We start from the raw sequence: 13,504 nt of genomic DNA, 5'->3' as shown, positions 1-13,504 counted from the left end.
ATGGAGATGACTCATTTTGTAGACGAAATGAGAAACAAAAATTGTTGTGTAACTACTAATGAATAAAAACTCTTTCTAGATAATAATGTCCATTCTATTTGATAGTAAATTCCATTCGAACTTGCATATAAATAACATACACTGACAGTAAAATAAAAAGAAAGGCGGGATAATAAAATGAGTAGTATCAAGTGGGTTATGAAGTACCTCTCACCTTACTGGTTTGGATGGACTTGGGCGAGTCTGCTGACGATCGTGGCAGCCTTCATGAATATCGTAACTCCTTACATTGGGGGACTTATGGTAGATCGAGTGATTACTGGGGGAGAAATGAATTTATTAATTCCCTTGCTGGCAATAATGGTCATAGCTACATTTATTCGAATGCTATTACGGTATGTATTCCAAATTCAATTCGAACAAATCAGCCAAAATATTTTATACAAAATACGAGAAGATTTGTATGTGAAATTGCAAGAACTTGACTTTACTTATTTCAATACAACGCGAGTGGGCGATATAATGGCGCGGATGACGGGCGACACTGACGCTATTCGTCATGCTGTAGCATGGACTTATTTCAATATTTTAGACAATGTCATACTGTTTGTTTCAGCACTAATTTTCTTAGCAGCTTTTGAATGGCGCTTAACTCTAGCACTATTGACTGTCACACCATTTATCGCAGTCTTAACCATTTTTTTATCACGAAAAGCGAATCAAGCTTTTTATCACATACGGGAAAGTTTTTCTCGTCTGAATTCAATGGTAGAGGAGCATATTGGTGGAAACAAAGTTGTAAAGGCATTTGCTCGAGAAGAATTTGAGATTGAAAAATTTAATGTTCGAAACGAAGACTTCAGAAAACGAAATTTGGAGTCAGCAGAAATATCGAGTGTCTATTTGCCGATTATCGAAACATTCGCAGGATTCATGTCAGTAATTTCGATTGGTCTGGGAGGATTATTTGTTCTCCAAGGCACGATGACGATCGGGAATCTTGTTACTTTTAATGGATTAATTTGGATGCTGAATATTCCCATGCGCAATGTTGGAAATCATGTAAATGATATTCAGAATTACAATGCCAGCACATATAAAATTAGGCAGATGTTGGCAACTGAGCCAAAAATTCCTGTCAGTTCACAAAAAACGGTTGATTCCTTGCGAGGGGAAATTGAATTCCAACATGTTTCTTTTGCTTTTGCTGACGATCCGGATACGGAAGTTTTGCGAGACATCAATTTTAAAGTTGAAGCTGGTCAAACCTTGGGTGTCTTGGGTGAAACTGGTTCAGGAAAATCTACCCTAGTGAATTTGATATCCAGATTTTTTGATCCAACAGAAGGTCGTGTATTATTGGATGGAATGGATGTAAAAGAAATTAATGTCATTGATTTACGACAAAATGTAGCGATTGTTATGCAGGATGTATTCCTGTTTTCTGATACAATCCGGGAAAATATTTCATACGGGACACCTGGAGCAAGATTCGAAGCCGTGCAACGCGTGGCACAAGTGGCTGATGCCAGCCAGTTTATTGAACGAATGCCGCAACAATATGATACATATTTAGGGGAACGAGGAAGCGGACTCTCTGGAGGTCAGAAACAGCGTTTATCCTTGGCACGTGGCTTGATTAAAGATCCCTCTATTTTAATCTTGGATGATACCACTTCGGCTGTAGACATGGAAACAGAAGTGAAAATCCAAGAAGGGTTGCAGAAGTCAAGCGAACGAAAAACAACCATCATCATCGCCAATCGTATTTCTTCCGTTAAAAATTCAGATAAGATTCTCATCCTTTCTAAAGGGGCAATTATTGAACAGGGAACTCACGAAGAACTTTTGGCACGTGGAGGGGCTTACGCACATATTTATGAAGAACAATTAGGGCAAGCGGATGTAGAGGAGGGGGACCAAGATGAGTCAGGATTACATTGAGATTAAAGATAAGAAAAAGAATAAAATTAACACGGCAAACTTTAAAAGACTGGGCCGCTATTTACAACCTTATCAATCACTAATTGTTAAATTATTGCTGGTAATCATTTTCTCGAATCTAGTTCTTATTTTAGGACCCTATTTGACCAGTTATGTGATTGATGAGGCCATACCCAATCAAGATACCAACGCGCTTTTATGGGTAGTTATTTTGTATACAGTTGCAATAATCCTAAACGGATTTGCTACTCGTTACCGTATTTTTCAAATTACGATGCTCGGACAGAATGTATTGCGAGATATTCGATCTGATTTATTTAACCATATGCAAAAACTATCATTTAAATTTTTTGACAGTAGACCGCATGGTAAAATTTTGACACGAATTGTTAACTACATCAATGCTTTGAGTAACATTCTATCTTCGGGCTTGATTACGGTAATCTCTGATATTCTCAGCATTGTGGTGACATTGGCTATTATGCTTTCCATTGATGTTGTATTAACTTTATACAGTTTTATTTTACTACCGCTTCTATTTGTTGTGACCATGATTATTAAAAATAAACAAAGAATAGCATATGAAGAATTGAGCGAAAAGCAGTCGAACCTGAATGCCTATATTCATGAATCAATTGAAGGAATCAAAACGACACAATCTTATACAAGGGAAAATATGAACTACGATATTTTTGCCAAAGTTAGCGATCAGCAACGCAGCTCCTGGATGAAAGCTGTTCGAGTACAATTTTTACTTGGTCCGATTGTGCAAAATATTTCTACGCTGACGATTGCCTTTATTTATTTTGCAGGCATCCGAGGTCTAGGAGTGGACGTCTCGACAGGGGTTTTGATTGCCTTTGTTGCTTATGTAACCAACTTCTGGAATCCGATTATTAACTTAGGAAACTTTTATAATTCTTTGGTCTCGGGTACCGTTTACCTGGATCAAGTGTTTGAAATGATGGATTTGGAGCCGGTTATTGTCGAGGCACCCGATGCTTTCGAAATGCCGCCAGTAAAAGGAGATGTTGTATTCCAAGATGTAACGTTTGGTTATAAAGAAGGTCAAAATATATTCGAGCACCTCTCTTTCCACGTGAAGCCTGGCGAGACCATTGCGCTAGTCGGACCAACCGGGGCCGGAAAATCAACGATCACAAACTTGATTTCACGTTTTTATGATATCCAAGAGGGTCAAATTTTGATTGACGGCATCGATGTGCGTGATGTGACCTTAAAATCTTTGCGACATGAAGTAGGGGTAATGTTACAAGATACATTCATCTTTTCGGGCACTATACTAGAAAACATTCGTTATGGAAAATTGGATGCCACAGAAGAAGAAGTTAAGGAAGCAGCAAAAGTGGTTCGTGCACATGATTTTATTAAAGAGCTAAAGGAAGGTTATCATACAGTTGTTCAAGAACGCGGGAGTACGCTTTCAGCAGGACAGCGTCAATTGATATCATTCGCTCGAACGCTTCTGTCAGATCCGAAAGTGCTTATACTGGATGAAGCAACTTCGAGTATCGATACTCAAACAGAGGTTCTTTTACAAGAAGGGCTGGATCACTTATTGGAAGGACGTACTGCTTTCATCGTTGCTCACCGCCTATCCACCATCCGCAATAGTGACCGTATTTTCTTTATCGGAGATCGCAAGATATTGGAGTCCGGTTCCCATGCGGAACTGATCAGACAACGAGGCCGTTACTATGAACTTTATAGAACTCAGTCAGAATTATTGAAAAAGATGTAAGAAAAGCGGACAAGTCCGCCTTGACCTATGAAAAAATAGGAAATTTGACCCTGAATGAGCAGCGAAGCGCGCAATGGGGCAAATTTATCTTTTTTTCACTAGCTCAGGACTTGGAAGCTAGACATTGATGGCTGAACTTATAATCCCCTAGTCTATAAGAAAAAACCGAGCTGCTGGCTCGGTTTTTTGGTAGATTAGAATAAAATAAGTATTTTCTTCCATCGATTAAACACGCTTTGAAATTTCTGACGAAAAAGAGAGAGTGGGAAAAAAGGCGTTTAGATCCGAATCACTGGAACGAATAAGCACAGGATGGACGAAGACCATCCGCGCATTATTCGTGAAGTGGAGGTCGGATCTGCCTTTTTGAGCACGTTTACACCACTATTATTCGTTAATACTAGAGGGCCGGGAATTTTTTCCCGGCTCCTCTTTCAAGCCTCATCTTATCTAATCACATAATTTCTTTTGCTAAATCATAGAACTTTTTGACATTATCTTGATAAACCCACTTACTAAAGGATTTACTGATATCTCGACTTGCATTTCGGTAGAAGATTGTAGGTGCGTTATTTACACAATAATAATACGTACCATCTTTTTTATAAAAAGGTTCTTCAATAGGTGTATATTCGATGCCTTCAATTGCACCGTCTCCATCAGCTGCGGCATCAATGACAATTGCTCCATTTTTTATTCTTTTTTGATGTTCAAGAGTGAGGATATGCGGAGTTCCTCGTGTGATTTGAATACCATTAATAATAATATCATATTGATTAATATTGTCAGTAAACTCATCTAGCGTTTTTCGATAGAACATTCGGACATTTGAACTGAACTTCGATACAGCGTTCATAGCACCTTGCGAAACATTTCCTGATCCAAGAACGGCAATTTTTTCTGTGCTGTCTGGAATAATGCCGATACTCATCAAGGCATGAAGTGTAGCGGAGAAACCAGCATTTATACTATTTTTATATATAAAATTCCGTGGAATCCATGGAATTTCGATAGAGCGATCTCCATAATAGATAGCAGGTGTAATATTATCCAAATCGACAATAATTAGTTTCTTTGGAATGGCCTGCTCGTCCATAAATGATTTTCCAGTCTCTTCTGGATGAGTCCATCCAATAATCATTTGACCTTCGCGAAGGTGCTCATAGTCTTCAGCTTGTAGTAGTTTTAAGGAAACAATCGTATTACAATTTGCAAATACTTGTTTTCTGCTTAAAACCGTGCAGCCAGCTACGATATAAGCACGGTCGCTGATTCCCATCGATGCACCAAGACCTTTTTCGATAACGACATCATTTTCAAAGTTTTTAATATCTTCAGGCAAAAGAGGAACACGTTTCTCACCAGGGTAATTCGAAACCACAAATCCTATTCTCAAATGAACTCCTCCTTCAAGTTTTAAACGTTCTGAATCACTATATTAAGAGTAGCACACATTCATTCTTCCAGCAAAAAAGACATTAAAATCAACCTTTTAGAGCTTTTTCTATCTAAAATAGATTCTTTATTTTTTCGATGTTTTTAATAATAACCGAAGTTGTTCCATCTGGATTATTAATAAACTCGACGACTTCAGGATCTTTATATAACTCTAGAGGAATACTGATTTCAATTCCATTATCTAGACGAAATTTTTGCTTGGAGTATTTTGGTCCAGCCACTGCTACTTCAGCAGGGGCACGATCCACGTAGCCCATTTCATTTATTTCTTCAAAAAACTTCTCTTTTTTAGCGTAATTATCACCGTAAAGGGTTTCGGCAATTACTTGGTTATCAATGACGTTTTCCTCCGTCATACTGTGAACCAGCGCTTCTTTTGTATCTGCAAGCACTTGGAATTCCGCGTCATTAAAGGCTTTTCCTGTTTTTTGAACGGCTTTTTTTATGATTGAAATGTTTTCTTTCAAGCTTGGTTGAGGTTTATCTTCTAAGAATAACTCGGTAAAATAATAAATCTTCTCTGCTAGTTCATCGATCATATGTTTTTTCTCAATAACGTGGTATTCCATATTCATTAAGTTTAAAACCATTCCTTCTTGGATTGCTTGACGTGCACTCGGTAAAATTGAACGGTTAATAATTAATTGATTGGTCAGTGTTTCTTCTTCATAAGAGACATGGTGCGTGATGCTGTCAGAATAATTTAACTTAAAAAGTCCCAAACAAGGCACTTCATCCAAAGTAAAATGGACAAATAATAAATCGGCTGCAGGAATTTCTGGATTAATTTTAGTAATGGAAAAGAATTTTTCGGTTAGAATTTTCGTCGTCTCAATAAAATCTTCTTCAATAGTGGAAAAAGTTTGGATTAAGGGATTCGTATCTGCAAGCATTCCTGTCTTCATGTTGTCTGAGTCTTCCACTTTTTCTATCATTGCATGAATGTAATCTAAGGTAAATTTCTCCGTGATATCTAGGCCAGCAAAAGAAAAAATGGGCTCGTTGCTGTTCAAATCAAAAATATGTAAAATAGCTTCTTGAATATAAATCATTCTATTCCCTCCGTTTTCAGTCACGCTTAGTAGTATCTCATAAATTTGACCAGCGCAAAAGTGAAATAATAAAATTCGTAGTTGGAAGATTGCAAACAGTTGTTTTTTGGCATATATTGATAAGAACGACGAACGTGATCAGAATGGAGTATGAAAAATGAGTCAACAGCAACCTTATGGAACAGTGCTATTAAAAGCTGAAAAAATACTCAGCTTTTTATCTGTAGAAAGTGAACCTCAGCCATTACATATTATTGCCAGTAAAACAGAAATGACGAATTCTACGGTTTCTAAAATTCTATCAACATTGGAATTAATAGGGTATGTATACCGGAATCCTAAAAATAAGACCTTTCAGTTAGGAAGCGGATTGGTCAAGTATGCCAATCAGTATTTAAATGATTTAACGATTTCAAAAATTGCCTATCCCTATTTAAAAGAATTACATGCAAGATTGGATGAAACGGTTCATCTTTCAATTCGTGAAGGTGATGAAATATTATATATGAACAAACTAGAGTCGACTCGACCAATTGTTGTCACCACTTCGCGAATCGGTTTTTCCAAACCCATGTATGCGTCAGCGATGGGGAAGGCTATTTTAGCAGAATGCACTGCCGAAGAATTAGAAGGCTATTTTTCACGTGTTGAAATGAGAAGTTTTACACCATATACAATTGTCGATCCTGAAGTTTTAAAAGAAGAATTAAAAGAAATCCGTCAAAATGGCTATGCTTTCGATAATAGTGAAGAACAAATCGAAGTATTCTGTATCGGGACGACACTATCAGTGGACTCTACTAATTATGGTGCTTTCAGCGTCAGCATGCCGTCATATCGGCGAACGCCTGAATTAGAGAAAAAAGTAGTCCAAGCAATCTTGCAAACTAAAAGAAATATTATTCAGGAACTTGAACACGTTCATTACTACCTATAAAAGAGAACAGGGACTCATTTTTTAATGAAATTGGGTTGTCCTGTTCTCTTTTATGTTTTATAATATAAGAGAGATTTCTTATTTAAAAATCTGTTTTCCTATTTGGAAATTAAAGAGGTTTTTAAAAAAGAGAATTGGAATCGTAATCATAAGATTTATGTAAACAAAAATACAAAGAAAATGAGGGTCAGGAATGAATCAGAATATTTTGTGTGTTGGTGAAACATTAGTACGTCTATCTACTCAAGTCGGTGTTCATTTTTACGATACAATTAGTTTAAATTTAAATTATGGTGGAGCGGAAGCGAACGTTGCAATCAACTTAAGTAACTTAGGTCACAAGACAACTTATTTTACAAAGGTACCAAATAATCAATTAGGACAAACTGCTATCAAACATACGCAAAAATATGGAGTAGATGCAAGTGACGTCATTTATGGAGGCAATCGTATCGGTTCTTACTATCTAGAAGCGGGTGCAGGTCCACGTGCGGCAAATATTATATATGACCGAGCTCATTCTGCTATTGCAGAGATGACAATTGATGAAATTAATATTGATAAACTATTAGAAGGCAAAACAATGTTACATATAACCGGTATTACGGCAGCTTTGTCGCCCAATTGTGCAGAAATTACTTATGAGTTAATAAAGGCTGCAAAAGAAAGAGGATTAGTCGTTAACTTTGATGTTAACTTTCGATCAAAATTGTGGAGTGTAGAAGAGTGTGGTGCATTCTTGAAACGTGTATTGCCATATGTTGATTATCTTTCAGCAGGAAAATTAGACGCAATTAACTTCTTGGGAGTAAAAGAGTTAGATGCAGATAACTCTACGAGCCGAATTGAAGAATTGGATTACTACTTTGGAAAAATACATGAATTATACCCAAACATTCAAATATTTTATGCAACAATCCGTAATGTTATTTCCGCAACACACAATACTTTGCAAGGTGCATTTTGGAAAGAAGGTATTACTTACTATTCCAAGGTTCAAGACATGGACCACATTATTGACCGCATTGGTGGTGGAGATGCCTTTGCAGCAGGTGTATTGCATGGGATTTTAGATGGTTACGATCCAGAATATACCATTAACTTTGCAACTGCATTGTCATCATTGAAACACACCATTTATGGTGATGTCTCGCCATTTACTGTAGAACAAACTGAACGCACAATGACACATGATGCACGAGTAGATCGATAAAATTAAATAATGAGTGGACAATTAGAGATGTTAATGTTAATCTAATAGAACATATAGATAGAGGTAGCAATGTAAATGAGTAATACATCGGAGAAGGCATTCGGCGATCATGTATGAAAGGTAATCATTGCCGAACGGTTAAAATTGGCAAATTTTAGCTGTGGGGATATGGGAAATACCTATATCACTCCTGCTTGTAAAAGTGGTGGTGCTAAAAAATTTGTCTACAACAGTTTGTACACAATAAAAAGGCGCCAGTGATGGCGTCTTTTTTGTATGAAATGGGAGGAAAAAAATGAGTGAATTAAAAATCGGAGGGGTACCAGCAACAAATTTGGTTGCACAATATGGTACACCACTTTATGTATATGACCAAGAACAATTAGAGAATAACTTACAGAGCTACAAACAATCCTTTAAATCGGAAAAATTTCCGACTAAAATTTTATATGCTTCTAAGGCATTTCAAACAATAGGAATGATGAATCTCGTTCACGAATATGGTTTTGGTGTCGATGTCGTAAGCGCAGGGGAATTATATACGGCGCTTCAATCGAATGTCCCAGTCAATAAAATCCATTTTCACGGTAATAATAAATCTACTGAAGAGCTTCGCATGGCTTTTGAAGCGGGGGTGGAGCATATTGTTTGTGATAATGTAATGGAATTAGCAGAACTGAGCGAATTGGCGAAGGAATATCAACAAAAAATGAAAATTATGTTCCGTTTAAATGTAGGAATTGAGGCGCATACCCATGAATATATCGTGACGACTCATATTGATTCCAAGTTCGGAATAGCTTATGAAAGTGATGATTTTAAAGAATGCTTAACGATTCTTGACCAGCAAGAATATCTTGTTTTGGAAGGATTTCATGTCCACATTGGTTCCCAGATTTTTGAAATGGATGCTTGGTATGCAGCGATTGACAAGATGGTTTCCTATTTGAAAGATTTCAATGAGCCGCTTACTTTAAATCTTGGCGGGGGCTTTGGGGTTCGTTATACAGAAGAAGATCAGCCGTTAGGCATTGAAGAAACAATGAACCACTTATTAACTTATCTCGATGAAATTTTAACAAAAGAAGAAGTAAGCATTAAAGAATTGGTCATCGAACCGGGCAGAAGTTTAGTGGCGGAAGCGGGTTACACCTTATATGAAGTAGGATACCAAAAGAAAACACCGAATAAAACTTATTATTTTGTAGATGGTGGGATGGCGGATAATATTCGTCCAAGTCTTTATCAAGCAAAGTATTCCTGTGATATAGCTACGAACATGGATGCGGAAAAAACAGAACTGGTTACGGTTGCCGGTAAATATTGTGAATCCGGAGATGTCCTGATTCAAGATACTTATCTTCCTCCCGTTAAAAAGGGTGATTTATTAGTTGTTTATGCTACAGGAGCTTATGGTTATTCTATGAGCAGCAACTATAATCGCAGCACAACACCTGCAGTTATTTTTGTAAAAAATGGCCAAGTAAAAGAAATTGTCAGAAGACAAACACTAGTGGATTTATTGAGAAATGATGTACGAGAATAACAAATAGAAGACGGAGGATGACAAAATGTTAAGTGGATCTTTAGTAGCAATTATTACTCCCATGAATGAAGATGGCAGTATCAACTTTGACAAAATGGGCGAACTGATTGAGTATCATATCGAAAATAAAACAGACGGCATTGTTCTTTTAGGCACTACCGGGGAAGCATCAACGATGACTTTTGAGGAAGAGAAAGAACTAGTGGCTTTTGCTGCTGAAAAAATAGCGAAACGTGTGCCGCTAGTTGTTGGGAGTGGCAGTAATAATACCAGCACCGCAGTGGAAAACAGCAAAGCTTTTGCAGAAAACGGCGCAGATATGTTGCTAGTCGTGACTCCTTACTATAACCGAGCAAACGACGGTGGGATGATTCGCCACTTTGAATTGATTGCTAACAGCGTGAACGTTCCGATTATTCTCTATAATGTACCTGGGCGAACGGGATGTAGTTTATCTCCAGCTGTGGTTGAAGTGCTGTCCAAACATCCGAATATCAACGGAATAAAAGAAGCTTCCGGGGATATCAGTTATGCAGTGAAGTTAGCGCCATTGTTAAGCGAAGATTTTGTCATGTACAGCGGTAATGATGACATTATTATCCCTATGTTAAGTTTAGGTGCAAGAGGGGTTATCAGTGTTTGGGCAAATATCATGCCAAAAGAAGTCCATGATTTGGTTACGTTATATCTAGAAGGTAAACAAAAAGAAGCGTTAGCAATTCAAACCGGATATCTTGATTTAGTAGATGTATTGTTCTGTGAAACGAATCCCATTCCTGTAAAACACGCGATGAATGAATTAGGTTTTGAAGTGGGGCCGTTGCGTATGCCTTTAGGAGAAATGGATGAACCCAATTATAGAAAATTAGTTGCCACGATTGATAAATATAAGGAGGTATTATCTTGAAAATTGGTCTTGTAGGTTATGGAGCAATGGGGAAAGTTGTCGAAGAATCCATTCAAGTAGACGATGAACTAGCTATTTTTGCTCCAGAATATGATTCCTCTTTAGCAGATTATCAGGAAAAAGTAGACGTCTTACTTGATTTTTCTAACCCTGCTAATTTGGATACGATTATCGAATATGCAACAACGCATAAGGTTCCAGTTGTTATTGCGACAACAGGCTATTCTGAAGAACAGGAAGAAAGAATCAATCAATTAAGTAAGGAAGTTCCTGTTTTATTAAGTGCGAACTATAGTCTGGGTGTTATCTTGATGAACCGTATTCTAAAAGATTACTCCCCTATTTTAAAAGATTATTTTGATATTGAAATTATTGAAAAACATCACCGTTGGAAAGAAGATGCCCCTTCTGGAACAGCGAAAATGTTTGCCAACACAATTAATGAAACGTTAAATTATGATTTTGTCTATGGTCGCGAAGGTGTTGCTAAACGTACAGATAAAGAAATTGGCGTTCATGCGGTTCGTGGTGGAAGCATTGTAGGCGAACACGAAGTTCTTTTTGCAGGACAAGACGAAGTCCTTACCATTAAACATCAGGCATTTTCTAAGAAGATATTTGCCGTAGGTGCCTTAAATGGGGCAAGATGGTTAAGCGACCAAAAAGTTGGATTTTATGATATGAATGACGTCTTATTTGAATCATGATTATTAAGTATCACAAATAAACAGACTCGAAGAATTTTCTTTGAGTCTGTTTATTTGTGTAGAACGATTCTCTTTAAATCACTAAGCAATCCGATGACCATTTTTTCGATAAGTTTGGTAGAATTTGATTAAGTAAGAAAACGCTTAAAAGGGGATGAGGCATTTGTTTGGATACAAGCAGCGATATCAATTAATTGAAATACTTAAAAATGAGAGGTTTGATTTAGTCATTATTGGCGGAGGGATAACGGGTGCAGGAGTTGCATTGCAAGCTGCCGCATCAGGTCTGCGAACGGCTTTGATTGATATGCAAGATTTTTCAGAAGGAACATCCTCTCGTTCCACAAAATTAGTTCATGGTGGAATTCGTTATTTAAAGCAATTTGATGTAGAAGTAGTTTCTGATACGGTTCGGGAACGTGCCATTATTCAGAAAATTGCTCCGCATATTCCTAGAGCAGCACCCATGCTCTTACCTGTTTATGATGAGCCTGAAACGACTTTTACGATGTTTTCCTTAAAAGTGGCAATGGATTTGTATGATCAGTTGGCTGGAATTTCAAATAATAGATATCGCAACTCTCTTTTGACAAAGGAAGAAGTGTTAGAAAGAGAGCCTCATTTGCAATCAGAAAATCTACTTGGTGCAGGTGCTTATCTGGATTACCAAAACAATGATTCGAGACTGGTTATTGAGAATATCAAGCAAGCTGTCGAGGATGGGGCAGTTGCGGTTAGTCGTGTAAAAGCAAGCCAAATTCTTCATGATGAACTTGGAAGAGTGAACGGGGTTCTAGCTAAAGATGAATTGACAAAGGAAGAATTTACGATTCAAGCCGATTTCGTTATGAATGCTGCTGGCCCTTGGGTGGATGAAGTTAGAAAGCTGGATCATGCAATTTCTCATACACCTCAAATGCGCCCGACAAAAGGAGTACATTTAGTCGTTGATAAAGAAAAACTAAACGTGACACATGCAACTTATTTTGACACAGATAAACAAGACGGACGAATGATCTTTGTTATTCCACGAGAAAGTAAAACGTACTTTGGTACGACAGATACAGATTATCATGGAGACTTAAAGCAGCCAAAGATTACGCAAGAAGATGTGAATTACCTATTAGAAATTATAAATAATCGTTATCCGAAGGCAAACATAACTCTTGGAGATATTGAAGCTAGTTGGGCTGGCATACGCCCATTGATTGCAAACAATAAAGATTCTGTTTACAACGGTGGACAGAAAAAGAATCTCAGTGATGACAGCTTTACCAAGATTGTCAAAACAGTGGAGAAGTTTTTAGAAAACCATGCTTCAAGGGAGGAAGTAGAAAAAGTGATTCATGAAGCGGAGATAATTGGAGAAAATACAGCAATAAATCCTTCTGCTATATCAAGAGGCAGTGACTTAACTGTGGAAGAAGGTGGGCTGTTAACCTTAGCAGGAGGAAAGTTAACCGACTATCGGCTCATGGCAAAAGGGGCAATGGAAAAGATTACTGAATTATTTGCTCAAAAAGGAAAAGTAGTCGAACTAATTGATTCAAGTAAATATCCTGTTTCAGGAGGAAAGTTGGATCCGGAAATGGTTGAAGAAGAAATAAAGAAGTTGATTGATATCGGCGTTAGTGAAGGTTTCGAAAAAGACGAGGCAAAATTTATTGTTGAGTTATATGGTTCGAATGCAATCGTCATTTTTTCTGATAGAAGGAGAAAACCATTTCCAAGGTTATCGATGAGTGAATCACTATCATTACGGTACGCGCTGGAAAAAGAAATGGTTCTTACACCCGTCGATTATTTTATGAGAAGAACCAATTATCTGTTATTTATGAGTGACCGCTTGAATGTAATTAAACACCCTGTGGTGGACGCAATGGCCGAGTATTTTGAGTGGGATTCATCTACAAAAGAAAAACACCTTACAGAATTAGATAAGCAAATAGCAGAAACAGAACTAGCTTATTTGAAATAA

At 37.4% G+C, this 13,504-nt stretch carries 10 protein-coding genes and 1 riboswitch; of the genes, 8 read left to right on the top strand and 2 right to left on the bottom strand.

Going from position 1 to position 13,504, the window contains the following annotated elements; translation table 11 throughout:
- Positions 1–177 precede the first annotated feature (177 nt).
- Positions 178–1,944, top strand: coding sequence for an ABC transporter ATP-binding protein (locus EJN90_RS04200; protein WP_126109014.1), 1,767 nt, complete (start codon positions 178–180; stop codon positions 1,942–1,944).
- Positions 1,925–3,706, top strand: a complete 1,782-nt coding sequence (locus EJN90_RS04195) for an ABC transporter ATP-binding protein (protein WP_126109013.1) — start codon at positions 1,925–1,927, stop codon at positions 3,704–3,706. The genes EJN90_RS04200 and EJN90_RS04195 overlap by 20 nt, the downstream gene beginning before the upstream one ends.
- Positions 3,707–4,160: 454 nt before the next feature.
- On the opposite strand, the gene EJN90_RS04190 is transcribed toward EJN90_RS04195, so the two are convergent.
- Together EJN90_RS04190 and EJN90_RS04185 are read right to left on the bottom strand one after the other, a co-directional pair.
- The gene (locus tag EJN90_RS04190) at positions 4,161–5,102 is read right to left on the bottom strand and encodes a Rossmann-fold NAD(P)-binding domain-containing protein (RefSeq protein WP_126109012.1); all 942 of its coding nucleotides are present in this window, start codon (positions 5,100–5,102) and stop codon (positions 4,161–4,163) included.
- 112 nt (positions 5,103–5,214) lie between these two features.
- Positions 5,215–6,216, bottom strand: a complete 1,002-nt coding sequence (locus tag EJN90_RS04185) for a nucleoid-associated protein (RefSeq protein ID WP_126109011.1) — start codon at positions 6,214–6,216, stop codon at positions 5,215–5,217.
- Between the two features lie 157 nt (positions 6,217–6,373).
- Between EJN90_RS04185 and EJN90_RS04180 the strand changes: the two genes are divergently transcribed.
- The 6 genes from EJN90_RS04180 (at position 6,374) to glpO (ending at position 13,504) form a co-directional block, all read left to right on the top strand.
- Positions 6,374–7,153, top strand: a complete 780-nt coding sequence (locus tag EJN90_RS04180; protein ID WP_126109010.1) for an IclR family transcriptional regulator — start codon at positions 6,374–6,376, stop codon at positions 7,151–7,153.
- Positions 7,154–7,346: 193 nt separating this feature from the next.
- On the top strand, positions 7,347–8,366 hold the full coding sequence (locus tag EJN90_RS04175) for a sugar kinase (protein ID WP_126109009.1): 1,020 nt from the start codon (positions 7,347–7,349) through the stop codon (positions 8,364–8,366).
- A 50-nt stretch (positions 8,367–8,416) separates the two neighbouring features.
- Positions 8,417–8,588, top strand: a riboswitch (Lysine riboswitch).
- Between the two features lie 73 nt (positions 8,589–8,661).
- Positions 8,662–9,912, top strand: a complete 1,251-nt coding sequence (lysA, locus tag EJN90_RS04170; protein ID WP_126109008.1) for a diaminopimelate decarboxylase — start codon at positions 8,662–8,664, stop codon at positions 9,910–9,912.
- Between the two features lie 25 nt (positions 9,913–9,937).
- Positions 9,938–10,819: a 4-hydroxy-tetrahydrodipicolinate synthase gene (dapA, locus tag EJN90_RS04165; protein ID WP_126109007.1), complete on the top strand. Its 882-nt coding sequence runs from the start codon at positions 9,938–9,940 to the stop codon at positions 10,817–10,819.
- Positions 10,816–11,526, top strand: coding sequence for a 4-hydroxy-tetrahydrodipicolinate reductase (gene dapB / locus EJN90_RS04160; RefSeq protein WP_227872574.1), 711 nt, complete (start codon positions 10,816–10,818; stop codon positions 11,524–11,526). The genes dapA and dapB overlap by 4 nt, the downstream gene beginning before the upstream one ends.
- 154 nt (positions 11,527–11,680) lie before the next feature.
- Positions 11,681–13,504 carry a type 1 glycerol-3-phosphate oxidase gene (glpO, locus tag EJN90_RS04155; RefSeq protein ID WP_126109005.1) on the top strand — a complete coding sequence of 608 codons (1,824 nt, stop codon included), beginning with the start codon at positions 11,681–11,683 and terminating at the stop codon, positions 13,502–13,504.

Source organism: Jeotgalibaca ciconiae, from assembly GCF_003955755.1.
In the GTDB taxonomy this organism is placed as follows: domain Bacteria; phylum Bacillota; class Bacilli; order Lactobacillales; family Aerococcaceae; genus Jeotgalibaca; species Jeotgalibaca ciconiae.
The sequence above is the reverse complement of the archived record's forward strand: the minus strand, read 5'-3'. Positions and strand labels throughout refer to the sequence as shown.